Raw genomic sequence first — 26,245 nt, forward strand, 5'->3', positions numbered from 1 at the left:
ATCTGTTGTTTTAGTTGGTCCGTCGGGGGTAAGAGAGGCCCAGCCCCCGGACAACAACTGCTAGAGACGGCCCTGTCGGGGGGGTCGGCGAGAGCGGCCCCTCCCCCCGCGGTGCGTTGTCCCTGCCAGTTGCACCGCACGGGGTTATCGTCACGAGGTGGACGACCAGCACACTCATCACCCTGTTCAGCCGGGTGCCGAGAACGCCGTGTGTTCCCGGTGCGGCAAGGTCGCCGAGGGCACTCCACCGACCTGGACCTGCTCCGTGGAGAACGGCCGGCGCCACTACTTCTGCGACGACTGCGCCCGCGCCAACATCAGGGCGATCGAGGGACGGCTCGACTCCGCCTGGTGGTGAGGGACCCGTGCCCGCCCGACCGTCGCGATGGACCCGTGCGACGGCCCCGGGCGTACGAGCCTGCGGCGTCGGCGGTTGCGGTGGCTCAGGCCTCCGCGAGGACCGCGTCCCCGTCCGCGTCCCCGTCCGCCTCCGTGTCCCACTCCGCCTCCGGCACGAAGCCCGGCAGCCATGCCTCCAGCTCGTCGCGGAGGCGCACCGTCGCGTTCAGTTGACAGAGGACCCCGATGGTGCTCAGCGTCACGCGATGTATCAGCAGATAGGCGGGCGGCAGATTGAGCTGCTTGCCCAACTGGTGTGCGGGGGAGCGGGGGTCGGCGATGCGCGCCGCCTGGTTCCGCATCCAGCCACGGGTGAACGTGAAGGTGTCCGCCTCGGCCGGCTCGATGATCGGCAGCAGATACTCGAGCACCGCGTCCGGGTCGAGGTCGATCGACTCCTTGACGAAGCCCTCCTCGCACAACAGCCCGTACACCGCTTCGGCCTCGCCCTCCAGGGTCATCCGCAGAGAATCGCCGATGGTGACGGGCAGCCCGCCCGGAAGCCGGTCGACCGTTCCGAAGTCCAGCACTCCCAGCCGCCACTCCCCGTCGCTGCTCTCGTCGTCCGACGGGAGCAGCCGGAAGTTCCCCGGGTGCGGATCCGCGTGGAGCAGCCCCGTGCGCGCCGGGCCGGAGAAGAGGAAGCGGGCCAGCAGCTGCCCGGCGCGGTCCCGCTGCTCCTGCGTCCCGTCGTTGATCACCTCGGCGAGCGGTATCCCGTCGATCCACTCGGTCACCAGCACCTGGTCGCCCTGATGGACCACATCGGGCACCACCACATCGGGATCGTCCGCGAACTCCGCCGCGTGCTCCCGCTGGGCCTGGGCCTCCAGCGCGTAGTCCAGCTCCTCCGAGACCCGGTCCCGTAGCTCGGAGATCAGCGGCTTGATGTCCATCCCCGGGATCAGCGGACCCAGCAGTCGCGCGAACCGGCTCAGCTGGGTCAGATCCGAGAGGAGCGCCTCACCGGCCCCCGGGTACTGCACCTTCACCGCGACCTCGCGACCGTCGTGCCAGACCGCCCGGTGTACCTGGCCGATCGACGCGGCTGCCGCGGGCTTGTCCTCGAACTCCAGGAAGAGCTCGCGCCAGTCCTCGCCCAGCCGTTCCGCCAGCACCTCGTGGACCGTGCTCGTCGGCATCGGGGGAGCGGCGTCCTGGAGCTTGGTCAGTGCGGCCCGGTAGGGGCCGGCGACCTCCTCGGGCAGTGCCGATTCGAAGACGGACATGGCCTGCCCGAACTTCATCGCGCCGCCCTTCAGCTCACCGAGGACCTTGAACAGCTGCTCCGCCGTGCGCTGTTGCAGTTCGCGGGCGACGATCTCCGCGGACTTGCCACCGATCCGCTTGCCCAGCCCCCACGTGGCCCGGCCGGCGAAGCCCAGTGGCAGAGCGGCCAACTTGGCCGTGCGGGTGACCGCTTTCCGGGGAAGATCAGACATGCGCCCCTCCAAAACCCAGACTGCCGTGCCGCGTGCGGCGGTTACCCGGCCATTGTGTCCTGCGGTGTCCCGGCCCCCGAGGCGCGCTCCCCCTGAGTCTGCCCGGCCGCACCACAGGTACAGTCCCCATGAGCTGTGATCTGCTCCGAGCGCCAGTCCAGCAGGGGCAGCGTCGCCTCCCACCGCGCCCCCGTGCTCGCCGGGAGGTCGCCGTCCAGGAACGCCAGTGCGTGTGCCGCCGCCAGCCCGGCGACCGCGGTGGCGAGGCCGAGGTCGCAGGGGCCCGCCTCCTCGCCGCGGCTGCCCGAGCGCCACTGTGCCAGCATGCGTGGCCACGCCGGATCCCGCTCCGCCCTGGCCAGTTCGACGCATCCCGCGCACGCGCTGCCGCCCGGCAGAACGAGTGGCCCCACCACTCCGGTCGCTTCCACGACCCCCGCATAAAGATGGGGAGTCCCGGTGGCGATCCATTCCTCGGCGGCCGGGACATCCGGTGCGTACGCCGCGAGCCCGTCCCGGGGAGCGACCACGACCAGGGAGAGCGGGGGCTCGTCCAGTGGGGGACCACCGGGTGGACGCCGCACCGCCCGGGGTGCCTTGACCGGGGCCGCCTCGCGCACCAGCCGGCCCGCCGCCGCAAGCCTGCGCTCGCCGATCGCCTCCGCCGGGAGCACACCGGGCGCCACGTCCCACGCCTGCACACGCCCGCCGTCGAGCACCTCGACCAGACCCACACCCGAGGCGGACAGCACCGCCGCGACCGCCGCCCCGACCCGCCCCGCACCGCGCACCTGGACCCGCATGGCACCCCGGGCCGCCAACCGGGCCATCGCGCCGCCCGGTTCCGGATGGACGACGGAGAGCGAGGCATGGTCGGACCGGAGCCGGTCGACCGTGGCGCCCGCCCGCTGCCGTAACGCATCGGCCGCCGGCCCGCCGCCCGTCGCGTCGTCGATCAGTCCCGCCTCCGTCAACCGCCCCAGCAGCGCGTCCACCTGGCCGTCGGGCAGCCCTATCACCCGGGCCTCCTCGCGCAGCCGGGGCAGCCCGCGTGTCCCGTCGAAGAGCGAGAGCAGGCTCCCGCTCGCCGTGTCCACCGGGCCGACCACCACCGCATGTGCGGGCGTGGAACCGAACTGCACGTACTGAAGATTCCGCCAGGCACGCCGAAGCGCCGGCTTGACCATCGGATGCATATCCACACCGCCCCCGTAACGGTCCTGTTCGGACCCTGTTCCGTCCCCGTTCCACCCGTCGGTCTTTCGGATGGATCTTTCCGGCATCAGAATGCACGGCCCCGGCAGTGGGTGCCGAAAGTTATCCACAGGCATCGGGCATTAGTCGTTCAAATGGTGCACGCCGTCGAGTGGATCAAGCTCGAACCGACCCGGGGGCGGGACTTCCCGCACTGGCAGCGGGTAACGTCGGGGCGTGTCCGCCGACCGACCGCACAGCGCCGAAAGCCAGCAGCGCAGCGTGACCCGACTTCCGCCCCGCTCGTCCGCGACGAGCGCTGTAGAGGTCCGCAGGAGCGCACGGCGCAGCCGAACGGTTTCCGCGTACCGGGAGGGCGACCGGACCATCGTCCTCATCCCGGCCCGGATGTCCGAGGCGGAGGAGCGGCGCTGGGTGTCGGTCATGCTCGACAAGCTGGCCGCACAGGAGAGCAAGCGGACCCTGGGGGACGCCGAACTGGCAGAGCGCGCCGAGCGATTGTCCGAGCAGTACTTCGACGGGCGGGCCCGGCCCACGTCCGTGCGGTGGGTGACCAATCAGAACACCCGCTGGGGGTCCTGCACTCCGGCGGAGGGCAGCATCCGCCTGTCGCACCGGCTGCAGGGCATGCCGGAGTACGTCGTCGACTACGTGCTCGTCCACGAGCTCGCCCATCTGCTCGTGCCGGGTCACGGGCCGCGCTTCTGGCGGCTCCTGGAGGCGTATCCGCGTACCGAACGGGCCCGGGGATACCTCGAAGGTGTGGTCGCCGCGGAGCGCCTTCCCCATCTGCCCGCCGCGCGCGGGGAGTGAGTTTCGCCGATCCTGTACCGATGATGTCCCGACTTGGCTCATTGTCGTTCCGAGCCGTTAGCCTGGCGCGACGTATTCGTATTTCGTCGGGATGGGGGACGGTCGTTACGCATGGCCAGGGAATTCCAACGAGGCCACAAGGCCAAGATCAGTGACCTGACTCCGGGGACCGACCTGTACGTAGGTGTGCAGATCGCCGCGCCCGGACTGACCTTCGACATCAGCTGCTTCGGCCTCGACGCCAACGAGCAGCTTTCGGACGACCGGTATTTCATCTTCTTCAACCAGCCGAAGTCACCCGAGGAGTCCATCCAGCTGCTCGGCGCGCAGGCCGGTGACACCGAGTCGTTCCGGGTCACGCTGGACCGCATCCCGGCGAACATCCACAAGCTGTCCTTCACGGCCACGATCGACGGTGCCGGGCAGATGTCCCAGGTCGGCCCGGGGTACATCAGGATCGTGGCGGGCGGTGAGGAGGTCGTCCGGTACGCCTTCACGGGCTCGGAGTTCTCCACCGAACGTGCCGTGATGCTGGGTGACTTCTACCTGAAGGACGTATGGCGGTTCGCCGCCGTCGGCCAGGGCTTCGACGGCGGTCTCGACGCGCTGCTGAAGAACTTCGGCGGCGAGGTCGCCGAGGAGCAGCCCGCGGCGCAGCAGCCGCAGCAGGCCGCTCCCGGGTTCGCCCCGCCGGCCTCGGCCGCCCCCGCTCCCGCGTTCGGAGCGCCGGCTTCGACCCCTGCTTCCGCGTTCGGCGCGCCTGCCGCGCCCCAGGCTCCTCAAGCCCCGCAGCCCGCCCCCGCGTTCGGCGCGCCGGCTGCCCAGGCCCCGGCGCCCGCGCCGGCGAGCCCGCAGATGCATGCCGCGCCGACGATCGCCGCACCGATGAGCCCGCCCGCCGGCACGGTTCCGCCGCAGGCCCCGCCGTCCCCGTACGGACAGCCCCCGCAGCAGCCGCAGTTCGGCCAGGTCCCCGGTGCGGCCCCGGGCCAGATCCCCGGACAGGTCCCGGGCGTCCCCGCCCCGTACGGCCAGCAGCCCGCCCCGTACGGCCAGCCCGGTGTGCCTCAGGGCGTCCCCCAGGGAGCGCCCCAGACCGGAGCCGGACTCCAGGCGGCGCTCCAGCCGTACAAGGAGCAGCCCACCGGCCAGCGCTGGACCCCGCAGAACCAGCAGCTCATGCGGGTCGATCTCGCCATGGGCGGCACACCCGTGCTCGCCCGCCAGGGCAGCATGGTCATGTACCAGGGCAAGGTCGACTTCAGCTACAAGAGCGCCGGTTTCGCCGGCCGTGTCGTCGGCAACGCCACGGGCCAGGAGATGCAGCTCATGCGCTGTACCGGCCGAGGCCAGGTCTTCCTCGCCGAGAACGGCGCGCATCTGCACCCCATCGAGCTCCAGGGCGACGGCATCTGCGTCTCCGCGGAGAACGTCCTCGCGTTCGACGAGTCGCTGCAGCACGAGGTCCGCCGCATCGAGGGCCACGGCATTCCCGGCGGCGCCCTGTTCACCATGCAGTTCCAGGGCACCGGCACGGTCGTCGTGAAGACCCACGGCATCCCGGTCGTCCTTCCCGTCACCCCGACCACGTTCGCCGATTCCAACGCCATCGTGGCCTGGTCGTCCGCGTCCCAGGTGATCCTCTCCAGCCAGGTCCGGCTCCGCCGCAACGCCTACCCCGGCCACAGCGGAGAGACCGTGAACCTGCAGTTCCGGGGCGCCCCCGGCAACTTCATCGTCGTCCAGCCGTACGAGGTCTGAGGGAGCCCGAAGAAATGAACCAGCAACTCGCGGGCTACGCCCCGACACCCGTCACGGCCCGGATGGAGAACCACGGACGCGCGATGCTCAAGGTCGCCATGGCCTCCGGCCAGGACCTGTACGCCCGCACCGGCTCGATGGTCGCCTACGAGGGCTTCGTCCAGTACGAGCCCAACCCGCCGGCCGTCCGGCAGATCGCGTCCCAGTGGGCCACGGGCGAGGGTGCGCCCCTCATGAAGTGCTCGGGCGACGGACTGCTCTACCTCGCCGACTACGGCGCGGACGTCGTCGTCATCAACCTCAACAACGACTCCCTCTCCGTCAACGGCACCAATGTGCTCGCCTTCGACGCGCACCTCCAGTGGGGCGTCGAGCGGGTCAAGGGCCTTGCCAAGTTCGCCGGACAGGGACTGTGGAACGTCGAGATCGCGGGCACCGGCTGGGTGGCGCTGACCTCCCGCGGCACCCCGATCGTCGTCGACTGCGGCCGCGGCGAGGACGAGACGTACGTCGACCCGGACGCCCTCGTCGCCTGGTCGCCGAACCTGAAGGTGAAGGGCAAGCGCAGCTTCAAGGCCTCGTCCCTCATCGGGCGGGGCAGCGGAGAGGCGTACCAGATGGCCTTCTCCGGGCAGGGCATCGTCGTCGTACAGCCGAGTGAGGACAGCACCGACCGCCTGCGGATCCGGGGCTGAGGGGGAGCGAGAACACACCATGCAGAGCCCGCTTTTCAGCTACGCGGAACAGCAGTCCCAGGAGCGGTACGCCGTCCAGAACCCGCAGCTCCTGCGGGTGGCACTCACCGGGCACGACGACGTCCTCGCCCGCAAGGGCGCCATGGTCGCCTACCAGGGGCTGATCGACTTCGACGGTGAGTACCAGTCGCAGGGTCAGCGGCGCGCCCATGCCCGCACCGGGGAGGGCCTCGACCTGATGCGCTGCTCCGGCCAGGGCACGGTCTACCTTGCCAACCTCGCGCAGTACATCCACGTAGTGGATGTCGATCAGGAGGGCATGACCGTCGACAGCGCCTACGTGCTGGCGCTGGACTCCTCGCTGCACACCGAGGTCATCGCCGTGGACAGCCAGTACGGCATCTCCGGCTCCGGCAAGTACCAGCTCAACATCTCGGGGCGGGGCAAGGTCGCTCTGATGACCTCGGGCCAGCCGCTGATGATGCAGGTCACCCCGGACAAGTACGTCAACGTGGACGCCGACGCGATCGTCGCCTGGTCGTCCTCGCTGCGCGTCCAGATGCAGGCCCAGACGCACTCCACGGGCGTCTGGCGCCGCCGGGGCAACACGGGGGAGGGCTGGGAGCTGAGCTTCCTCGGTCAGGGCTTCGCCCTCGTCCAGCCCAGTGAGGTCCTCCCGCCGCAGAACGCCCAGATCGGCCAGGGCGTGCGCGCCCAGTTCGGCATGGGCCAGCACGGCTCCCACGGCCAGAACCAGAACAACGCCTGGAACTAGCCCCTGAGCGGTAAGGGGCGGCCGCCCGTGGCGACCGCCCCTTACACGTCTGCCGGCGGCGCACCACCCGCGGCTACAGCCTCGCGCGCGTCCGCTCCATCAGCCGCACCACCGAATCGTCGGCCACTGCCGCCACCTCGTCGTACGCGAACCAGCGCAGATCCAGCGACTCGTCGCTGATCTCCTCGACGGAGCCCGACGGCGCCAGCGCCGCGTACTGCACATCGAGATGCCAGTGGCAGGGCGCCGGAATCGCGTGCCGGTCCAGCCTCACCGGGCCACCCGCCAGAAGCGTCAGACCGGGCACCCCGGACTCCTCCGTCGCCTCACGCAGCGCCGCGGCGGCCAGCGTCGCGTCCCCCGGCTCGCAGTGGCCGCCCATCTGCAGCCACATGCCCAGCTTCTTGTGCAGCGTCAGCAGCACCTGCCCGCGCTCCGGGTCGATCACCAGCGCGCTGGCTGTCAGATGCCCGGCCTCGCACGCCTTCCACATGCCGTCGGGGTGGGCGTCGAGGTGATCCAGATACGTCTGGCGCAACTCTTCCTGGTCCTCGTACTCCTTCAGTACGCGGACGGCGTCGTCGAACAGGCTCACTTGTCGGTGTCGTCCTCGTCGTCGTCCCGGCCGGACGTGTCCTGGTCCTTGGCGTCCTGCCCCTTGCCGAACCGGCCCTTGGCGGCCTCGCCGAGCATCTTGTCCAGCTCCGAGAAGTCGAGCTGCTCGCGATGCACGAAGCCGTCCGGGTCGTCCAGGTCGGACGCGGTCGGCAGCATGTCCGGGTGCGCCCACAGGCCGTCACGGCTGTCGAGCCCGCGCGCGTCGGTCAGCGACGCCCACAGCCGGGACGCGTCCCGCAGCCGGCGCGGACGCAGCTGGAGGCCGATCAGCGTGGCGAAGGTCTGCTCGGCCGGGCCGCCGGACGCGCGGCGCCGCCGGAGGGTTTCGCGCAGGGCGTCCGCCGAGGTCAGCCGGTCCTTCGCGGCCTCGTGCACCACGGCGTCCACCCAGCCCTCGACCAGCGCGAGCGCCGTCTCCAGGCGGGCCAGCGCCGCCTTCTGCTCAGCGGTGTCCTCCGGCTGGAACATGCCCTGCTGGAGCGCCTCCTGCAGCTGCTCGGGGTGCGTCGGGTCGAACTGGCCGACGACGTCCTCCAGCTTGGTCGTGTCCACCTTGATCCCGCGCGCGTACCCTTCGACCGCACCGAACAGATGCGAGCGGAGCCACGGCACATGGGCGAAGAGCCGCTGGTGGGCGGCCTCGCGCAGGGCCAGGTACAGCCGCACCTCGTCCTTGGGGACGCCGAGGTCCTTGCCGAACGCCTCCACGTTCAGCGGAAGCAGGGCGGCCTTGCCGGCCGGGCCCAGCGGCAGACCGATGTCCGTCGAGCCGACGACCTCGCCCGCGAGCACGCCGATAGCCTGACCGATCTGCTGGCCGAACATGGCGCCGCCCATGGAGCGCATCATGCCGATCAGCGGGCCCGCCATCGCCTGCATCTCCTCGGGCAGCACATCGCCCATCGCGAGGCCCACGCGCTCGGCGACCGGGTCGACGAGCTGCTGCCACGCCGGGAGGGTCGCCTCGACCCACTCCGCGCGGCTCCACGCCAAGGCGGTGCCCGCACCTGAGGGCAACGACGTCACGCCGTCCAGCCACAGGTCGGCGAGACGGACGGCCTCCTCGACGGCGGCGCGCTCGGAGGGGCCGACGCTCGCGTCCTTCGTGCCGTCCTGGGTGCCCTGGGAGACCGTCTGGCGGGCGATCTGCTTGGCCATGTCCCAGTTCACCGGCCCGCCCTCGTAGCTCAGCATCTGGCCGAGCTGCTGGAAGGCGGCGCCGAGGTCGGTGGGGTTCAGCGAACCGAACATCGCGGCGAACGGATTGTCGCCACCGCCCGCCCCGGCACCGGGGAACCCGAACGCGAAGGGGTTGGCCGGGCCGCCGCTCTGGCCGCCGGAACCCTGCCCACCTCCGGCGGGGTCCTTCTTCTTGCCCTCGTCGCCGTGCTCCGGCTCCTCCGGCGGAAGGCCGAATCCGAATGGGGTGTCACTCACGGGTTTCCTCGGCTCGTAGGGCCACCGGCTTTCTGCCGGCGGCGGCTGCCCGACAACACCACAAGCGTAGACATCAGGGCCGGACTGCGGGCTCGATGCCCCGTCGGCTCATGGCCTGCGGCAGGATGGACGCCACCTGGTACGTACGCGTCATTCGTGTATCTACTGAAGACAACCGCTGGAGACGCCCGGTGAGTTCCCCAGATCCACAGGTTCGCGCAGCGCGAAACCACTCAACCCCGGCCATGGGGCGCGGCCCCGTGGTCGCGGTCACCGGTGCCGCATCGGGCGCCGGTGACCTGCTGACCAGGCGCCTCGTCGCGTCCGACGAGATCAAGCAGGTCATCGCCATCGACGAGCGGCGTGGCGACATCCCCGAGGCGCACTGGCACATTCTCGACGTCCGCGACCCGGCGATCGCCGAGAAGCTGCGCGGAGCCGACGTCGTCGTCCACCTCGCGCTGGACCTGGACCTGGAGACCGACCCGGCGGCCCGTACCGCGTACAACGTACGCGGCACCCAGACCGTGCTCACCGCCGCGGCGGCCGCGGGCGTCCACCGGGTCGTCCTGTGCACCTCGACGATGGTCTACGGGGCACTGCCCGACAACGACATCCCGCTCTCCGAGGACGCGGAGCTGCGTGCCACGGCCGAGGCGACCGGCGTCGGCGACCTGCTGGAGATCGAACGTCTGGGCCGTCGCGCGCCCCGCGCGCACCCGGGGCTGAACGTCACGGTGGTCAGGCCAGCCGTCCTGGTGGGCGGTACGGACACGGCGCTCACGCGCTACTTCGAGTCCCCGCGTCTGCTCGTGGTCGCCGGATCCCGTCCCACCTGGCAGTTCTGCCATGTCGAGGACCTGGTCAGCGCCCTGGAGTACGCGGCCCTGGAGAAGGTCGACGGGGAGCTCGCGGTCGGCTGCGACGGCTGGCTGGAGCAGGAGGAGGTGGAGGAGCTCAGCGGCATCCGCCGCATGGAGCTGCCCTCGGCGGTCGCGCTCGGCGCGGCGGCGCGGCTGCACCGGATCGGTCTCACCCCGTCCCCGGCGGGGGACCTCGCGTACACGATGCACCCCTGGGTGGTCAGCGTCGGCCGGCTGCACGACGCCGGGTGGCGGCCGCAGTGGACGAACGAGGAGGTGCTCGCCGGGCTCCTGGAGGAGGTCGAGGGCAGGCACACCGTCGCGGGCCGGCGTCTCGGCCGCAAGGACGCCACGGCCGCCGCAGGTGCCGCGGGAGCGACCGTCGCTCTGCTCGGTACGGCCGCGCTCGTACGCCGTGCCCGCAAGCGGCGCGGCATCTGACGGCGCCGCCCGCGCCCGTGCCTCCCTGTAGGAGGCTCCAAGCCCGGCTCTGCCCGCCCGGTCGAACGCGCTATTCCGCGATGTCAGCGGCGTACGGCACGATGGGGCCATGGCACGCACGAACGAGCACCCCGGCGAGCAGGCGGCAGCGGACCCGATCCGACTCCTGGAGATCCGCGACGCCCCGCTCTCCGTCGACGAGGTCTTCCGCGCCGTCGGCGACGACGCGGCCGGGGGTACGGCGCTCTTCGTCGGCACCGTGCGCAACCACGACGGCGGCGCCGATGTCGACACGCTGAGCTACTCCTGCCACCCCACCGCCGAGGCGGAGATGCGCAGCATCGCGGAGAAGGTGGTCGCTGAATATCCGGTCCGCGCCCTGGCCGCCATCCACCGTGTGGGTGATCTGGAAGTCGGGGATCTGGCGGTCGTCGTCGCGGTCTCGTGCCCGCACCGCGGCGAGGCGTTCGAGGCCTGCAGGAAGCTGATCGACGACCTGAAGCACGAGGTCCCGATCTGGAAGCACCAGCGATTCTCCGACGGTACGGAGGAGTGGGTGGGGGCCTGCTGACACCGTCGTCGGGATGAATGAAGGGGTCCGCTGTCGACGCGCAGGGCGAGTCGATTTGCGTAACCGCCCCCCTGCCCCGAGCGTTGAACCGACGGATGGTTAATCTGCTGATCGGTCAGCTGTTTGCAGCAGTTGCTCCAGCTCGTGGGGTTGGGAGGTCGGGATGGCGGCACTTGCCTGGTTGCTGATTCCGCTGTTCGCTGCCATCGGTGCGGCGATATGGGGAAGCTGGGCCTCGCGTAATCGAACCAGCGGGGACGTGGCCGAGCTCGCCGGCTACGCACGCTTCCGGGATGCCATGGAGAAGTCCCACTCCGGCACTGACGCCGCCTGAGGCAGTCCTTCCGTCCGCACGCCTGCGTCCGTACGCCCCTGTCCCGGGCCCCGTACGGACCGGCCCGACAGGTGCACTGACAGACCAGTCCCGTACTGTCGTTCCATGCCACGCCGCACTGCGACGATGCTCGCCTCCACCCTCGTCCTCATTGTGCTGCTCTGCGTGGGCGTGTTCATGACACCGCCCTACTCCGAGATGACGCCCGGACCGACGGTGAACACGCTCGGCGATTCCGGTGGCGAGCCGGTGCTGCAGATCTCCGGCCGCAAGACGTACCCGACGGCCGGGCACCTCAACATGACGACGGTCCGGGTGACCGGTGCGGACTACAGGATGAACCTCGCCGAGGTCGTCTACGGCTGGCTGGCACACGACAACGTGGTGGTTCCGCACGACACCCTCTATCCGGACGGCAAGACGGAAGAGCAGTCCAATCAGGAGAACGCCGAGGAGTTCACCCAGTCCCAGGAGAGCGCCAAGGTCGCGGCGCTGCGGGAGCTGGGGATCCCGGTCAGCACCCGTGTGGTCGTCTCCTCCGTCCGCAAGGACAGTCCCGCTCAGGGCGAGCTGCACGCCGGTGATGTGATCAAGGCCGTGGACGGCACGCCGGTCACGGCGCCTGACGACGTCGCCAAGGCCGTCACCAAGCACGATCCCGGCGACAAGGTGGTCTTCTCGATCGTCCCGGCGAAGGAGGCGGCCGCCGCGGAGAAGGCGGGCAAGGAGCCGACCGCCGCGCAGGACGTGACCGTGACCACCGTGAAGTCGGACGAGGGCGACCGGGCCATCGTCGGTATCACCGCCGGTACGGACCACACGTTCCCGTTCACCATCGACATCAAGCTCGCCGATGTGGGCGGACCCAGCGCTGGACTGATGTTCGCGCTCGGCATCGTCGACAAGCTCACCCCGGCCGATCTGACCGGCGGCAAGTTCGTCGCCGGCACCGGCACGATCGACGACAAGGGCGCGGTCGGCCCGATCGGCGGCATCGAGATGAAGCTGGTCGGCGCGCGGAACGCGGGCGCGGAGTACTTCCTGACGCCCAGCGACAACTGCGAGTCCGCCGCCTCCGACATCCCGGACGGCCTCACCCTGGTCAGGGTCAAGACCATCGACGACGCCATGAAGTCGCTGGACAAGATCCGCAGCGGCGACACGGCCGGCCTGCCCAGCTGCTCCACGGGCTGACCGGGCGGCGGGGGCGGGGCCGCGCCCATGGCTGAGCGCGCCCCGTGCCCCCTGCACCGCACCGCGTCGCCCACGTGCCCAGCGCACGCACCGCGTCGCCTCCGCGCCCCCGCGAGGGCGACGCGCCACCTGCGACAACGGGCGTGCGCCTCCGCCCGTCGGCTACGCCTCGAACGTCGCCGACAGTGCCTCGGCCAGCCCCGGCACCAGGTCCGCACCGGTCAGGACCTCCGTCGGGGAGTCCTTCTCGCGCAACCTCAGCGCCGACTCCCGCGCGCCGTCGCGGAGCACCGCCACCGTCATCCGGACCTCCTGGCGGTCCGGGTGCCCGGCGACCCACTTGGCCAGACCGGCCTGGTCGAGGCCCTCCGGCACGGACGTCTCGGCGGAGGGCGGCAGCATCAGCCGCTCGACCGTCAGCGCGCAGCCCGCCACCGCGTCGGGCCAGGCGATCGTGGCGAGGAACTCGTCGAGCGGGGTGCCGGAGGGGATCTCGTCCTGCTCGACCGGGGTCAGCGGAGCGGCCGCGTCACCTTCGTCGAGACCGAGCTGGGCGGCGAGGCCCGGCTCCTGGGAGCGCAGCTGCGCGGTGTCGACGAGGGCGAAGAGCCTCGCCGGCTGGTCCCAGCCGAGGCCGGACGCGTACTCGTCGATCTCGAGCACCGCTCGCGTGAGCGGGCTCGCGGCCATCGGGGGGCCTGAGGGAGAAACGTTGGACATGGTCAATATCCTGCCTCCTTCGGGCCCGGAGTCGGGAACTAGGTAAAGCGTCAGTAAGTTGCATGTGTGGGCCCTACGATCGCTGGGCCTGCGTTACACACGACTTACACGACCGCGAACTCGAGGGGCGCACGTTGGCTTTCCAGATGCCGGACCGCGGCGGAGGCCCTACCGGGCCACGGATCAGAGTCGGCCGGCCGTCCCGGCGGGCCCGCACCCTTCTCATGACTCTGGGTGTGCTGGCCGTTCTGGCCATGGCCTTTGTCATGTTCGCCGGGTTCTGGACCGACTGGCTCTGGTACCGCTCGGTGAAGTACTCGTCGGTGTTCACCACCACCCTCTGGACCAAGATCGGCCTGTTCGCCGTCTTCGGCCTGCTGATGGCCGGCGCGGTCGGGGTGAACATCTGGCTGGCCCATCGGCTGCGTCCGCCGCTGAGCGCGATGTCGATGGAGCAGCAGAGCCTCGACCGCTACCGGATGGGCATCGCTCCGTACAAGAAGTGGGTGCTCCTCGCGATCACCGCGCTCGTCGGGCTGATCGCCGGAGCCTCCGCCTCCTCCCAGTGGCGCACGTGGCTGATGTGGGTCAACGGTGTGCCGTTCGGGCAGAAGGACCCCCAGTTCCAGATGGACGTGGCGTTCTACGCGTTCGATCTGCCCTGGTACCGCTTCCTGCTCGGCTTCGGCTTCGCCGCCGCCGTGCTCTCGCTGATCGCGGCCGCGCTCACGCACTATCTCTACGGCGGGCTGCGCATCACCAGCCCGGGCGCCCGGGCGACCGCCGCAGCCACCGGCCATCTGTCGGTGCTGCTCGGCTTCTTCGTCGCCCTGAAGGCCGTGGCGTACTGGCTGGACCGGTACGGCCTGGCCGTGAAGTCCAGTGACTTCAAGGCGACGGGCAACTGGACGGGCCTGCGGTACGTCGACGCCAACGCATATCTGCCGGCCAAGACGATCCTCTTCTGCATCGCCGTGATCTGCGCGGTGCTGTTCTTCGCGACGCTGTGGCGCCGCACCTGGCAGCTGCCGGTGATCGGCTTCGGTCTGATGGTGCTGTCGGCGATCCTGATCGGCGGCCTGTACCCGGCCATCGTGCAGAAGTTCCAGGTCCAGCCGAACGAGCAGGCCAAGGAAGCGCCGTACATCCAGAAGAACATCGACGCCACGCGCGAGGCGTACGGCATCGACAAGGCCAAGGCCGAGAACTACGCCGGCAAGGGCGACCCGAAGCGCAAGGCGGAGCAGCGCGACCAGGCGACGTCCGCCGCCAGCTACCGGCTCGTCGACTCCAACGTCGTCTCGCCCGCCTTCCAGCAGCTCCAGCAGGAGCGCAAGTACTACCAGTTCCCCGCGACCCTGGACGTCGACCGGTACACCGGCCCCGACGGCAAGCCGCAGGACACGGTCATCGGTCTGCGCGAGCTCAACATCAAGGGCATCCCCAAGCGCAACTGGATCAACGACCACTTCACCTACACCCACGGCTACGGAGCGATCGCGGCCAAGGGGACGAGCACGGTCACGGACCCCGACAAGGGCACGGTCGGCGCGCCCGACTTCACCGAGTCCGGACTGCCGACGACGGGCCAGCTCGGAAAGTACGAGCAGCGGATCTACTACGGCGAGAAGACCGAGCAGTACTCGATCGTGGGCGGCCCGCAGAAGGAGCTCGACTACGAGAAGAACGGTGAGGAGACCACCAGCTACAAGGGCCGGAGCGGGGTCAACCTCTCCAACGCGTTCAACCGCGCGGCGTACGCGGTGGCCTTCAACGAGCCGCAGATCCTCTACTCGGGAGCGATCGGCGAGGGCTCGCGGATCCTGTACAACCGCACGCCCAAGGAGCGCGTCGAGGCGGTGGCCCCCTGGCTCACCATCGACGGCGACGCCTACCCGGCGGTGGTCGACGGCCGCATCAAGTGGATCGTCGACGCGTACACCACCACGAACGGCTACCCCTACGCCTCGCGTACGACGCTGGGGGAGACGACGGCCGACTCGCTGACCGATAGTCAGCGGGCCGTCGTCGCGCAGCAGAACCAGGTCAACTACATCCGCAACTCCGTGAAGGCCACCGTCGACGCGTACGACGGCACGGTCGACCTGTACCAGTGGGACACGGAGGACCCGGTCCTCAAGACCTGGATGAAGGCCTTCCCGGACACGGTGAAGCCGAAGGGCGACATCGACCCGGGGCTGCTGGCCCATCTGCGCTACCCGCAGGACATGTTCAAGGTCCAGCGCGAGCTGCTCACCCGCTACCACGTCACGGACCCCGAGCAGTTCTACAGCGGCAGTGACGCCTGGCAGGTGCCGGACGACCCGACGAACCAGGACAGCAGTGCGGTCCCGCCGTACTACCTGAGCCTCAAGATGCCCGGCGAGAACGAGCAGAAGTTCTCCCTGACGACGACCTTCACGCCCAGCGGACGCCCCAACCTCGGTGCGTTCATGGCCGTCGACGCGGATGCGAACAGCAAGAACTACGGCTCGATAAGGCTGCTCAGGGTCACGTCGACCGTGCAGGGGCCCTCGCAGGTGCAGAGTGAGCTCAACAGCGTGCCCGAGGTCGCGACGTTCGTCCGCGACCTGAGGGGTACGGACTCGGAGATCGACTACGGCAACCTCCTCACGGTTCCGCTGGACGGCGGGTTCCTGTACGTCGAGCCGGTGTACGCCCGAGGCGGCGCCGCGAACTATCCGCTGCTGAAGAAGGTGGCCGTCTCCTACGGCGGCAAGCCGGTCTTCAAGGACAGCCTGGCGGAGGCGCTGAACGCGGTCTTCGGTGTCGACGGTGCGGAGCAGCCGCCCACGACGCCGCAGCCGCCGAGTGACACGACGAAGCCGCCGGTCACCGGTGATGTGGCGCTGAAGCAGGCCATCGCGGACGCGCAGAAGGCGTACGAGGAGGGTCAGGCCGCGCTCAAGAAGAACGACTGGGCGGCGTACGGCAAGGCCCAGGCCGACCTTCAGGCGGCGCTGGAGCGAGCGGCCGCGGCGCAGTCGCAGCAGTCCCAGCAGCCGCAGTCACCGCCGCAGGGAGAGTCACCGCCCGAGGGCGACTGACCGCCGCAGGCATCGACCGCAGGCCGAGCGGATGACTGCCCGGTGGCCGTAGGGCCGCCGGGCAGTCACCACCGGGAAATGGCCGCCACGCACCGTGGTACGGTTGGTTCACAACGACGCGGGGTGGAGCAGCTCGGTAGCTCGCTGGGCTCATAACCCAGAGGTCGCAGGTTCAAATCCTGTCCCCGCTACTGAAGTCGAGGGCCCGGATCCATTGAGGATCCGGGCCCTCGACGTGTGTCTGTGAGGCGTCCAGGGGAAGTGGGCGCCGGGTGGGGCGAGTTGGTCGGGGCGGGTTGGGGTGAGTCGTGTTTGACTTATCTCTCTGTGGGCATGTCGACAAACCGCTGAAGTGACCTCACTGGCTGCGGTATACCAGGTGTACGCGGGTTGCAGGTGGTGCGACGATGGGATTTATGGGGGACAGGGCAACTCTGTTGACGACAGGGCGGTTTGCGCAGCGGCATACCGGGACCGCGATGAGTGCGGTCGGGATCGATGCCGCGGAGGCGGCAGGCGCTCTGGATCTTGCCGAGCCCTACGACGCTCTGGCGCCCGCCGACCTCACGGAATCCGTCGCGTCCGCCGACCACCTGGAGCCCAACGAGCCCGCCGAAACAGTCGAGCCCGGTGAGTCCGTCGAGTCCGTGGACGGCGCCGACACCGTCGAGTCGGCCGAGGCGGAGACCGAGGCCCGGCACCGTCGTGCGGCCGAGGCCGGGGACGTCGCGTCCATGAGCGTCCTCGGGGCCATGCTGCTGCGACGCGGAGACCTCGACGGCGCGGAGCCGTACCTGCGTGGCGCGACCGCCGAGGGCGACCGCGCCGCCGCGAACAATCTGGGGGTGCTGCTCCACCAGCGCGGGTACGCGGACGAGGCGGCCGGCTGGTGGCGCATCGCCGCCGTCGCGGGCTCCGCGGCCGCCGCACACGCGCTGGGCCGGCACTACCGCGAGCGCGGGGACGAGCCCGCCGCCGAGTACTGGCTGCGCCAGTCCGCCGAGCAGGGCCATGCGCTCGGGGCGTACGCACTGGCCGACCTGCTGGAGCACCGCAGCGAGCCCGGCGCGGAGCGCTGGCTGCGCGCGGCCGCGGAGCAGGGCCACCGGGAGGCGGCCTACCGGCTGGCCCGTGCGCTGGAGCGCCACGCCGTGACCGCGGACGTACGCGCGGGCCGCCCGCAGGGCGCCCCGCTCGACAACGTCGGCCGCACGGCCGAGCGCCGGGCCCGTGGTGCGCATGCGGAGGGCGCGGGCGCGCGTGTGCCCGGGCGCGTCGACACCGGCGCCGGGGCGCGGGCGCTCTGGCGGGAGGCCGAGCAGTGGTACCGGCAGGCAGCCGCGCGGGGACACCGGCGGGCCGCGCTGCATCTGGGCGTCATCCTGGAGCGGCGGGGTGAGCTGAAGGAGGCCGGGCGGTGGTACCTCACGTCCGCGAAGGACGGCGAGGCGCGTGCCGCCTGCGCGCTCGGGTTCCTGCTGCGGGACGCCGGCGACGAGGAGAGCGCTGCCGTGTGGTGGCTGCGTGCCGCGCAGGACGGTGACGGCAACGCGGCCAACGCCCTCGGTGCGCTGCACGCCGCCCGCGGCGAGCAGCAGACCGCCGAGCGCTGGTACCGCGCGGCCATGGACGCGGGCGACGTCAACGGTGCGTACAACCTCGGTCTGCTCTGCGCCGCCCAGGACCGCACCGCCCAGGCGGAGCAGTGGTACCGCCGTGCCGCGTACGCCGGCCACCGCGAGGCCGCCAACGCGCTGGCCGTGCTGCTCCTCCAGGCCGGTGACGCGGCCGGGGCGGAGCCCTGGTTCTCCAAGGCCGCGGAGGCCGGCAGCGTGGACGCCGCGTTCAACCTCGGAATCCTGTACGCCGGCCGGGACGACGACCGTACGGCCCTGCGCTGGTACGAGCGCGCAGCGGCGGCCGGCCACACCGAGGCCGCCCTCCAGGTCGGCATGGCGTTCCTGCGTGACGGCGAGGAGCAGGAGGCGGAGCGGCACCTGCGGCGCGCGGCGGGCAGCGGCAGTGCCGAGGCGGCGTTCCGGCTCGCGGCCGTCCTCGACGCGCGTCAGGCGCCCCCCGGCCCGCCGGCGCTCGGGGAGCCGGTGACCGAGAAGACCGAATGCGAGGAGTGGTACGAGCGGGCGGCCGAGCAGGGGCACCGGCGTGCGCAGGTGCGCGTCGGCATGCTCGCCGCGGCGCGCGGTGACCTCGCGGATGCGGCGCGGTGGTACCGGGAGGCCGCGGAGGCGGGCAGCCGCAACGGCGCGTTCAACCTCGGGCTGCTGCTCGCGCGTGAGGGAAACGAGCGCGAGGCGGCTCTGTGGTGGGCGCGCGCCGCCCGTGCCGGGCACGGACGTGCGGCGCTGCGGCTGGCGCTGCTCGCCGCACGGCGGGGGGAGCTCACCGAGGGGCAGAAGTGGTGCGCACGGGCCGTGGAGCTGGGTCCGGAGGAGGTCGCGGCGCGGGCGGCGGCGCTGCGGGAGGCGCTGCACCAGGAGCTCACGGCGTGACGGACCGTGGCGGCTGCGCCACGGGCGGCATGCCTGCTGCTGCTCTCGCGCTGTCTGCGGCCGTGACGAACAGGCGAACGGTTATCGATTTGCGCTGGTCGGCGGGGTGACGTACTGTTGGGTTCACCGACGCGGGGTGGAGCAGCTCGGTAGCTCGCTGGGCTCATAACCCAGAGGTCGCAGGTTCAAATCCTGTCCCCGCTACTGAAACCGAAGGCCCGGATCCTCTGGATCCGGGCCTTCGGTGTGTGTGTGCGTCTCCGACTGCGGGCCGGTGGGCCAGATGGTGGGTGGCCTTGCGGTGGGTGGCCTTGCGCCCACCCGCCGTGGGCTACGCGCTCGCGCAGTCCGGGCAGATGCCCCGGTAGGTGACCTCGACGTCGGAGATCGTGAAGCCGAAGCGCTCCCCGTCCGGGAGGTCCGACAGGGGGTTGCCCGTCGGGTGGACGTCGCGGATGGCGCCGCAGCGTGCGCAGACCAGGTGCTGGTGCGGACGGTGCGCGTTCGGGTCGTACCGCTTGGCGCGGCGATCCGTGGAGACCTCCAGGACCTCGCCCAGCGACACGAGCTCACCCAACGTGTTGTAGACCGTCGCCCGGGAGATCTCCGGGAGCCGCTCGACGGCACGTGCGTGCACCTCGTCGGCGGTCAGATGGACGTGCTCACCGTCGAGGACCTCGGCCACGACGCGCCGCTGCGCGGTCATACGCCAACCGCGTCCGCGCAGTCGTTCCAACAGGTCGCTCATACGTATCAGCCTAACAGCAGGGGAACCGTGTCCCGAACAGGTGTGAGTTTGGATGTCCACTTGACCTAGACAATGTCTATTGTAGGATCGGGAACGGCATTGGCCAAGGGACAGGACTTGAAGGCGATGACGCAGGATTCGCCGGACACGCAGGAGGCGCACGTGACCCAGGGACCGCTCACCACGGAGGCAGGCGCACCGGTCGCCGACAACCAGAACAGCGAGACCGCGGGCGTCGGCGGTCCGGTTCTGGTCCAGGACCAGTTGCTGCTCGAGAAGCTCGCGCACTTCAACCGTGAGCGCATTCCGGAGCGCGTCGTCCATGCTCGCGGCGCCGGCGCCTACGGCACGTTCACCGTGACCGCCGACGTCACCCAGTACACCCGCGCGAAGTTCCTCTCAGAGGTCGGCAAGCAGACCGAGACCTTCCTGCGCTTCTCCACGGTCGCGGGCAACCTCGGTGCGGCCGACGCGGTCCGCGACCCGCGCGGCTTCGCGCTGAAGTTCTACACCGAGGAGGGCAACTACGACCTCGTCGGCAACAACACCCCGGTGTTCTTCGTCAAGGACGCCATCAAGTTCCCCGACTTCATCCACACGCAGAAGCGCGACCCGTACACGGGCAGCCAGGAAGCGGACAACGTCTGGGACTTCTGGGGCCTCAGCCCCGAGTCGACCCACCAGGTGACCTGGCTCTTCGGCGACCGAGGCATCCCGGCGTCGTACCGCCACATGAACGGCTACGGCTCGCACACGTACCAGTGGAGCAACGAGGCCGGCGAGGCCTTCTGGGTCAAGTACCACTTCAAGACCGACCAGGGCATCAAGAACCTGACCCAGGCGGAGGCCAACAAGCTCGCGGGCGAGGACCCGGACAGCCACCAGCGCGACCTGCGCGAGGCCATCGAGCGCGGCGAGTTCCCGAGCTGGACCGTGCAGGTCCAGATCATGCCGGCGGCCGAGGCGGCGAACTACCGCTTCAACCCGTTCGACCTCACCAAGGTGTGGCCGCACGAGGACTACCCGCCGATCGAGATCGGCAAGCTGGAGCTCAACCGCAACCCGGAGAACATCTTCGCGGAGGTCGAGCAGTCCATCTTCAGCCCCGCCCACTTCGTGCCGGGCATCGGCCCGTCCCCGGACAAGATGCTCCAGGGCCGCCTCTTCGCGTACGGCGACGCCCACCGCTACCGCGTCGGCATCAACGCCGACCACCTGCCGGTGAACCGTCCGCACGCCACCGAGGCGCGGACCAACTCCCGTGACGGCTTCCTCTACGACGGCCGCCACAAGGGCGCCAAGAACTACGAGCCGAACAGCTTCGGCGGCCCCTTCCAGACGGACAGGGCCCTGTGGCAGCCGACCCCCGTCTCCGGTGCCACCGGCGAGCACGCGGCCCCGTCGCACGCCGAGGACAACGACTTCGTCCAGGCGGGCGATCTCTACCGCCTGATGTCCGCGGACGAGAAGGGCCGGCTGATCGAGAACCTGGCGGGCTTCATCGCCAAGGTCTCCCGTGAGGACATCGCCGAGCGCGCGATCAGCAACTTCCGTCAGGCGGACGGCGACTTCGGCAAGCGGCTGGAGGCCGCGGTCCAGGCCCTGCGCGGCTGACACACCAGCACTGGACCGCTTGTCGTAGAGAGAGGGCCGGATCCCCTTCCGGGGGTCCGGCCCTCTCGCATGCTCCGATCCTTGTCCGCCGCTATCCGCTGAGCGTGGCTGCCGCCGCGCGCCGCCGGGCGGCCGGCGTCCAGCACCGGATGATGTCGCGTACGGAGACGATGCCGACGGGACCGTCGGCGTCGAGCACGATGAGATGGCGGAAGCCGCCGTGCGTCATGGCCTCCGCGGCCTCCTCCAGCGTCCAGGAGGGCGCGGCGAAGACGACGTCGGTGGTGGTGTGGGTGCCTGCGGTTTCGCGGTCGGGGTCCTGACCGGCGCCGAGCGAGTTCAGGATGTCCCGCTCGGTGAGGATGCCGAGACCACTGGTGTCGGTGTCGAGGACGACGGCCGCCCCGACGCGGCGTGCGGCCATCAGCCGGGCAGCCTGCCGGAGGGTGTGCGCGGGGCCGATGGTGAGGACCACCGTGCTCATGGCGTCACGGACGAGCATGGATGGAGCCACCTCCTTGGTGAACCGTTCAACGAGAAGCGATTCACAAGTTCACAAGTGGGGGACTCTCAGGGTCGCAGTGATTCCGGATGCCAACAAGAGGGAGTGCGTCGCCCTTTGGGGGGAACGTGAGCGGTGGCTCCCGGGGGCCGCCGGTCAGTAGCGCTGGTTGAGATACCCCAGCAGCTCCTCGTGCAACAGCCCGTTCGACGCTGCAGCATTGCCGCTGTGCGGACCGTGCACCCCGTCCAGGCCGGTGAACGTGCCACCCGCCTCCTGGACCACGATCGCGGGCGCCGCCATGTCCCAGAGGGACAGCTCCGGCTCCGCGCACATGTCCACCGAACCCTCGGCCACCATCATGTACGGCCAGAAGTCGCCGTACGCGCGCGTGCGCCACACCGCCCGGGTCAGATCCAGGAAGCCGTCCAGCCGCCCGTACTCCTCCCACCCGCCGAGCGAGGAGTACGCGAACGACGCGTCGGCGAGCCGGGAGACCTTCGAGACCTGGAGCCGGGTCGCCGACGACAGGCTGCGGCCCGTGTACGCGCCCGCGCCCTTCGCCGCCCACCAGCGGCGGCCCAGCGCCGGTGCCGACACGACACCGACGACCGGCTGGTAGCCGCCCTCGCCGGCTTCCATCAGGGAGATCAGCGTCGCCCAGACGGGCACCCCGCGGACGTAGTTCTTCGTGCCGTCGATCGGGTCGACGACCCAGCGCCGCGGGCCGGTGCCCTCGATGCCGTACTCCTCGCCGAGGATCGCGTCACGCGGCCTGGCGCGCTGGAGCTGGGAGCGGATCAGCTCCTCGGCCGCCTTGTCGGCCTCGCTCACCGGAGTCATGTCCGGCTTGGTCTCGACCTTGAGGTCGAGCGCCTTGAACCGGTCCATCGTCGCCGCGTCGGCGGCGTCCGCGAGGACATGGGCGAGACGCAGATCATCGTGATAGTCGGCCATGGTCGAACTCTATCCCCGCAGGCGCGGGGCCGGTCCGGCCCCACCTGACTCCTGGTCGGGAGCGGCCGAAGGGCGCGGGCGGTATTGACAGCGCGTGTCCGCCCGTCAACTCTGAGCGCAGAGCCGCAGGGCCCCGGAGGCCCGCCCGGGAGGCCACGATGCCCACAGCTCGAGAAGCGCTGCTGAACGCCGCGCTCACCGCGCTTGCCCATCTGCCCTGGTCCGGGATCCGGATGGTCGATGTCGCCTCCACGGCGGGGGTCTCGCGCCAGACGCTCTACAACGAGTTCGGCAGCAAGGACGGCCTCGCCCGCGCGCTCGTGCGGCGCGAGGCCGACGCGTACCTCTACGGGGTGGACCGGCTGCTGCTCCAGGAGCGCGCCGCGGGCGGCGCCGAGCAGCTCGTGGCCGTCGCCGAGTGGACCGTCGGCGAGGCCCGCGCCAGACCCCTGCTGCGTGCCCTGCTCACCGGCTGCTGGGGAGAGCGCCTGCCCGCACCGGGTGCCGTGCGGCCCCCTTCACGCTCCGGGGTGCCCGCGCAGCGCCGCGCGGACGCCGGGCATCCTGCCCCCGCCGAGCTGGCCGTGGCCGTACGGGACCGCTCGCTCGCCGCACTGGAGCAGGGCGCCCGCAGCCGTACCAAGGAAGAGGCCGCCGAGCTCGCCCTCCGCTGTGAACTGGCCGTGCGGCTCGCGCTGTCGTGCGTCGTCGCGCCCGCGCCCGAAGGGGTTGGTCGGCTCGTCCGTACGGCCCTCAGTGGGCCGGGCTCGAGAGCTGCAGGCCGATGACGCCGCAGATCACCAGGACGATCGAGACGATCTTCAGGGTCGAGGCCACTTCCCCGAGGAAGATCATTCCGTAGATCGCGGTGCCGGACGCGCCGATGCCCGTCCACACCGCGTACGCGGGCCCGACGTCGAGCTTCCGCAGCGACAGCGTCAGCAGGCCGAAGCTGCTCATCGCGAAGATGGCGAACGCGATCGTCGGCCACAGACGCGTGAAGCCGTGCGACAGCTTGAGGCAGATCGCGAATCCCGTTTCCAGGAGCCCGGCGACGATTACGAGCAGCCACGCCATGGTCAGGTGCCTCCCGTGTCCGCGTCAGTGACTGCTTCGTCTCACTTGGTGCGAGTATGCACTTACCAGTGGCGGTCGCTCGCAAACGTGCGCGGCTCAGTCGCCTTCGCGTCGCTCGCGGGTGGCCAGCAGTCGCCTCAGTGAGTACAGACGCGCGGGATCGGCGTTTCCCTGAGCCACCCACTCGTCGAGTGCGCAGTCGGGCTCGTCGTGCGAGCAGGCGCGCGGACACCCCTCCGTGCCCGGCTCCAGATCCGGGAAGGCGTGGATGACGAGGGACGGGTCGACATGGTGCAGCCCGAAGGAGCGCACGCCCGGGGTGTCGATCACCCAGCCGCCGTCCTCGCCGGCGAGGGGGAGTGCGAGCGCCGAGGTGGTGGTGTGCCGGCCGCGGCCCGTGACCGCGTTCACCACGCCGGTGCTGCGCCACCGGTCCTTCGGGACGAGGGCGTTGACCAGGGTCGTCTTGCCGACGCCGGAATGGCCGACGAACGCGGTGGTCCGGCCCCTGAGGTGCTCGTAGACCCGCTCGGCCGCGACGCCGCCCACGAACTCGTCGCGGGTGGTGACGACATGGGGGATACCGAGCGCGCCGTACATCTCCAGCAGCTCGTCGGGCGGGGCCAGATCCGACTTGGTCAGCACCAGCAGCGGCTCCAGGCCGCCGGCGAAGGCCGCGACCAGACAGCGGTCGATCAGCCGCGGGCGCGGCTCCGGGTCGGCAAGGGCGGTCACGATCGCCAGCTGGTCGGCGTTGGCGACGACGACACGCTCGTACGGATCGTCGTCGTCGGCCGTGCGGCGCAGGACGGACCGGCGCTCGTCGATCCGGACGATGCGGGCGAGGGTGTCCTTCTTGCCGGACAGATCGCCGACCAGCTGGACCCTGTCGCCGACCACGGCGGCCTTGCGGCCCAGCTCGCGGGCCTTCATCGCCATGACCGTGCGGTCGTCGACGAGGCAGGTGAGCCGGCCCCGGTCGACGGTCAGGACCATGCCCTCCGCCGCGTCCTCGTGCTTGGGGCGGATGTTCGTACGGGGACGGTTGCCCTTGGGGTTGGGGCGCTGGCGGATGTCGTCCTCGTCGGTGTGCTTGCCGTAGCGGCGCATCTCGTGCCGTCCCTGCTCAGTTGCCCGCGAGCATGTCGGTCCACATCCTCGGGAAGTCGGGCAGGGTCTTGGCGGTCGTCGCCACGTTCTCGATCTCCACTCCCTCGACGGCGAGGCCGATGACCGCGCCGGCCGTCGCCATCCGGTGGTCGTCGTACGTGTGGAACACCCTGCCGTGCAGCGGGCGCGGGCGGATGTGCAGCCCGTCCTCGGTCTCGGTGACATCGCCGCCGAGCTCGTTGATCTCCTTGGTGAGCGCGGCCAGCCGGTCCGTTTCGTGGAGGCGCAGATGGGCGACGCCGCGCAGCGTCGACGGGGAGTCGGCGAGCGCCGCGACCGCGGCGATGCCCGGGGTCAGCTCGCCCACCTCCCTCAGGTCGACGTCGATGCCATGGATCCGGCCGGTGCCCGTGAACGTCAGCCCGGCGTCGGTCAGCTCGCAGGAACCGCCCATTTCGGTGAAGATCTCACGCAGCGCGTCACCGGGCTGGGTGGTGTGCTCGGGCCAGTCGCGGACGATGACGCGCCCGCCCGTCACGAGCGCGGCCGCCAGGAACGGCTGGGCGTTGGACAGATCCGGCTCGACGGTCAGGTCCCGGCCCAGCAGCGCGCCGCTGCGCACCCGCCAGACGTTCGGCTCGCCCCCGGTCTCCGGCTCGTCGACCTGCGCCCCGACCGTACGGAGCATGTCGACGGTCATCCGGATGTGCGGCATCGACGGCAGCGTGGAGCCCACGTGCCGCACCTCCACACCCTGGTTGAAACGCGGTGCCGACAGCAGCAGGGCGGACACGAACTGCGAGGACGACGAGGCGTCGATCTCCACCGGGCCACCGTCCAGCGCCCCGCCGCCGTGCACGGTCATCGGGAGGGCGCCGCGCCCGTCGTCGTCGATCCGGGCGCCCAGGGCACGCAGCGCGTTGATCACCCCGCCCAGCGGACGCTCGTACGAGCGCGGGTCGCCGTCGAAGCGGATCGGGCCGTCCGCGAGGGCGGCGACCGGCGGCAAAAAGCGCATCACGGTGCCCGCGTTGCCGACGTCGACCGTGGCGGGGCCGTGCAGCCCGGCAGGGATGATCCGCCAGGCCTCGCCGCTGTCCGGGCCGCCGGTGGAGGTGGAGCTGGAGGAGACGGTCTCCTCGATGCCGACGCCCATGGCCCGCAGGGCCTCGGCCATCAGCAGCGTGTCGCGGGAGCGAAGCGGGCGGCGCAGCCAGCCCGGCTCGGCGGCCAGCGCCGCGAGGACCAGTGCGCGGTTGGTGACCGACTTGGATCCGGGCACGGTCACCGTCGCAGCGACGGGCCCGCTCGCATGGGGGGCGGGCCAGAGGGCGGGGTGCTCGGTGTGCGCGGGGGTATCGGTCATGGCCTTCACTTTAGT

At 70.8% G+C, this 26,245-nt stretch carries 24 protein-coding genes and 2 tRNA genes; 15 read left to right on the forward strand and 11 right to left on the reverse strand.

The window, feature by feature from the left end:
* Window positions 1-157 precede the first annotated feature (157 nt).
* Window positions 158-358 (forward strand): hypothetical protein, encoded by a 201-nt coding sequence (locus ACFV9O_RS23295; protein WP_385420798.1) that lies wholly within the window; start codon window positions 158-160, stop codon window positions 356-358.
* Window positions 359-443: 85 nt separating this feature from the next.
* Here the strand turns inward: ACFV9O_RS23295 and ACFV9O_RS23300 are convergent, their stop codons facing one another.
* Together ACFV9O_RS23300 and ACFV9O_RS23305 are read right to left on the reverse strand one after the other, a co-directional pair.
* Window positions 444-1,841 (reverse strand): ABC1 kinase family protein, encoded by a 1,398-nt coding sequence (locus ACFV9O_RS23300; RefSeq protein WP_385420800.1) that lies wholly within the window; start codon window positions 1,839-1,841, stop codon window positions 444-446.
* A gap of 41 nt (window positions 1,842-1,882) precedes the next feature.
* Window positions 1,883-3,037 carry a ThiF family adenylyltransferase gene (locus ACFV9O_RS23305; RefSeq protein WP_385420924.1) on the reverse strand — a complete coding sequence of 385 codons (1,155 nt, stop codon included), beginning with the start codon at window positions 3,035-3,037 and terminating at the stop codon, window positions 1,883-1,885.
* A gap of 235 nt (window positions 3,038-3,272) precedes the next feature.
* On the opposite strand from ACFV9O_RS23305, the gene ACFV9O_RS23310 reads away from it, so the two are divergent.
* From ACFV9O_RS23310 to ACFV9O_RS23325, 4 genes are all read left to right on the forward strand, one after another.
* Window positions 3,273-3,869, forward strand: a complete 597-nt coding sequence (locus ACFV9O_RS23310; RefSeq protein ID WP_385420801.1) for a M48 family metallopeptidase — start codon at window positions 3,273-3,275, stop codon at window positions 3,867-3,869.
* A 111-nt stretch (window positions 3,870-3,980) separates the two neighbouring features.
* Window positions 3,981-5,630 (forward strand): TerD family protein, encoded by a 1,650-nt coding sequence (locus tag ACFV9O_RS23315; RefSeq protein WP_385420803.1) that lies wholly within the window; start codon window positions 3,981-3,983, stop codon window positions 5,628-5,630.
* A 14-nt stretch (window positions 5,631-5,644) separates the two neighbouring features.
* Complete coding sequence (locus tag ACFV9O_RS23320; RefSeq protein ID WP_385420805.1) at window positions 5,645-6,325, forward strand: AIM24 family protein; 681 nt, start codon at window positions 5,645-5,647, stop codon at window positions 6,323-6,325.
* A 19-nt stretch (window positions 6,326-6,344) separates the two neighbouring features.
* Window positions 6,345-7,100: an AIM24 family protein gene (locus ACFV9O_RS23325; RefSeq protein WP_385420807.1), complete on the forward strand. Its 756-nt coding sequence runs from the start codon at window positions 6,345-6,347 to the stop codon at window positions 7,098-7,100.
* Between the two features lie 73 nt (window positions 7,101-7,173).
* On the opposite strand, the gene ACFV9O_RS23330 is transcribed toward ACFV9O_RS23325, so the two are convergent.
* A complete protein-coding gene (locus ACFV9O_RS23330) occupies window positions 7,174-7,695 on the reverse strand; it encodes an NUDIX hydrolase (RefSeq protein WP_385420809.1) in 522 nt (173 codons plus the stop codon).
* Complete coding sequence (locus tag ACFV9O_RS23335; RefSeq protein ID WP_385420811.1) at window positions 7,692-9,155, reverse strand: zinc-dependent metalloprotease; 1,464 nt, start codon at window positions 9,153-9,155, stop codon at window positions 7,692-7,694. The genes ACFV9O_RS23330 and ACFV9O_RS23335 overlap by 4 nt, the downstream gene beginning before the upstream one ends.
* A gap of 191 nt (window positions 9,156-9,346) precedes the next feature.
* On the opposite strand from ACFV9O_RS23335, the gene ACFV9O_RS23340 reads away from it, so the two are divergent.
* The 4 genes from ACFV9O_RS23340 (at window position 9,347) to ACFV9O_RS23355 (ending at window position 12,558) form a co-directional block, all read left to right on the forward strand.
* Window positions 9,347-10,459, forward strand: a complete 1,113-nt coding sequence (locus ACFV9O_RS23340; RefSeq protein WP_385420813.1) for an SDR family oxidoreductase — start codon at window positions 9,347-9,349, stop codon at window positions 10,457-10,459.
* 109 nt (window positions 10,460-10,568) lie between these two features.
* A complete protein-coding gene (locus ACFV9O_RS23345) occupies window positions 10,569-11,030 on the forward strand; it encodes a molybdenum cofactor biosynthesis protein MoaE (RefSeq protein ID WP_385420815.1) in 462 nt (153 codons plus the stop codon).
* Window positions 11,031-11,193: 163 nt separating this feature from the next.
* Window positions 11,194-11,364, forward strand: a complete 171-nt coding sequence (locus tag ACFV9O_RS23350) for a hypothetical protein (RefSeq protein WP_385420816.1) — start codon at window positions 11,194-11,196, stop codon at window positions 11,362-11,364.
* A 105-nt stretch (window positions 11,365-11,469) separates the two neighbouring features.
* A complete protein-coding gene (locus ACFV9O_RS23355; protein ID WP_385420818.1) occupies window positions 11,470-12,558 on the forward strand; it encodes a PDZ domain-containing protein in 1,089 nt (362 codons plus the stop codon).
* A gap of 162 nt (window positions 12,559-12,720) precedes the next feature.
* On the opposite strand, the gene ACFV9O_RS23360 is transcribed toward ACFV9O_RS23355, so the two are convergent.
* Window positions 12,721-13,278 carry a PPA1309 family protein gene (locus tag ACFV9O_RS23360; protein WP_385420819.1) on the reverse strand — a complete coding sequence of 186 codons (558 nt, stop codon included), beginning with the start codon at window positions 13,276-13,278 and terminating at the stop codon, window positions 12,721-12,723.
* Between the two features lie 146 nt (window positions 13,279-13,424).
* Here ACFV9O_RS23360 and ACFV9O_RS23365 point away from each other — a divergent pair, with 146 nt between their 5' ends.
* The 4 genes from ACFV9O_RS23365 to ACFV9O_RS23380 all read left to right on the forward strand — a co-directional run bounded on the left by ACFV9O_RS23365 (window position 13,425) and on the right by ACFV9O_RS23380 (window position 19,060).
* Entirely contained in the window at window positions 13,425-16,346 is a 2,922-nt protein-coding gene (locus ACFV9O_RS23365; RefSeq protein ID WP_385420926.1) for a UPF0182 family protein, read from the forward strand.
* Between the two features lie 117 nt (window positions 16,347-16,463).
* Window positions 16,464-16,537, forward strand: a tRNA-Met gene (locus ACFV9O_RS23370).
* A gap of 216 nt (window positions 16,538-16,753) precedes the next feature.
* Window positions 16,754-18,856, forward strand: coding sequence for a tetratricopeptide repeat protein (locus tag ACFV9O_RS23375; RefSeq protein ID WP_385420821.1), 2,103 nt, complete (start codon window positions 16,754-16,756; stop codon window positions 18,854-18,856).
* 130 nt (window positions 18,857-18,986) lie between these two features.
* Window positions 18,987-19,060: transfer RNA gene (locus ACFV9O_RS23380), tRNA-Met, on the forward strand.
* 127 nt (window positions 19,061-19,187) lie between these two features.
* Here ACFV9O_RS23380 and ACFV9O_RS23385 read toward each other — a convergent pair.
* Window positions 19,188-19,604 carry a Fur family transcriptional regulator gene (locus tag ACFV9O_RS23385; protein WP_385420823.1) on the reverse strand — a complete coding sequence of 139 codons (417 nt, stop codon included), beginning with the start codon at window positions 19,602-19,604 and terminating at the stop codon, window positions 19,188-19,190.
* 162 nt (window positions 19,605-19,766) lie between these two features.
* On the opposite strand from ACFV9O_RS23385, the gene ACFV9O_RS23390 reads away from it, so the two are divergent.
* Window positions 19,767-21,218: a catalase gene (locus ACFV9O_RS23390; RefSeq protein ID WP_385420825.1), complete on the forward strand. Its 1,452-nt coding sequence runs from the start codon at window positions 19,767-19,769 to the stop codon at window positions 21,216-21,218.
* 91 nt (window positions 21,219-21,309) lie between these two features.
* On the opposite strand, the gene ACFV9O_RS23395 is transcribed toward ACFV9O_RS23390, so the two are convergent.
* Window positions 21,310-21,720 (reverse strand): cyclic nucleotide-binding/CBS domain-containing protein, encoded by a 411-nt coding sequence (locus tag ACFV9O_RS23395; protein WP_385420827.1) that lies wholly within the window; start codon window positions 21,718-21,720, stop codon window positions 21,310-21,312.
* A 156-nt stretch (window positions 21,721-21,876) separates the two neighbouring features.
* Window positions 21,877-22,677 (reverse strand): histidinol-phosphatase, encoded by an 801-nt coding sequence (hisN, locus tag ACFV9O_RS23400; protein WP_385420828.1) that lies wholly within the window; start codon window positions 22,675-22,677, stop codon window positions 21,877-21,879.
* A 158-nt stretch (window positions 22,678-22,835) separates the two neighbouring features.
* On the opposite strand from hisN, the gene ACFV9O_RS23405 reads away from it, so the two are divergent.
* Window positions 22,836-23,465, forward strand: a complete 630-nt coding sequence (locus ACFV9O_RS23405; RefSeq protein ID WP_385420830.1) for a TetR/AcrR family transcriptional regulator — start codon at window positions 22,836-22,838, stop codon at window positions 23,463-23,465.
* Here the strand turns inward: ACFV9O_RS23405 and ACFV9O_RS23410 are convergent.
* The 3 genes from ACFV9O_RS23410 to aroA all read right to left on the reverse strand — a co-directional run bounded on the left by ACFV9O_RS23410 (window position 23,431) and on the right by aroA (window position 26,230).
* A complete protein-coding gene (locus ACFV9O_RS23410; RefSeq protein ID WP_385420831.1) occupies window positions 23,431-23,754 on the reverse strand; it encodes a DMT family transporter in 324 nt (107 codons plus the stop codon). The genes ACFV9O_RS23405 and ACFV9O_RS23410 overlap by 35 nt on opposite strands.
* Before the next feature lie 96 nt (window positions 23,755-23,850).
* The gene (gene rsgA / locus ACFV9O_RS23415; protein ID WP_385420833.1) at window positions 23,851-24,864 is read right to left on the reverse strand and encodes a ribosome small subunit-dependent GTPase A; all 1,014 of its coding nucleotides are present in this window, start codon (window positions 24,862-24,864) and stop codon (window positions 23,851-23,853) included.
* Between the two features lie 16 nt (window positions 24,865-24,880).
* Window positions 24,881-26,230, reverse strand: coding sequence for a 3-phosphoshikimate 1-carboxyvinyltransferase (gene aroA / locus ACFV9O_RS23420; RefSeq protein ID WP_385420835.1), 1,350 nt, complete (start codon window positions 26,228-26,230; stop codon window positions 24,881-24,883).
* Between the last annotated feature and the right edge of the window lie 15 nt (window positions 26,231-26,245).

The sequence above is a fragment of the Streptomyces sp. NPDC059909 genome, assembly GCF_042730885.1.
Taxonomy (GTDB): Bacteria; Actinomycetota; Actinomycetes; order Streptomycetales; family Streptomycetaceae; genus Streptomyces.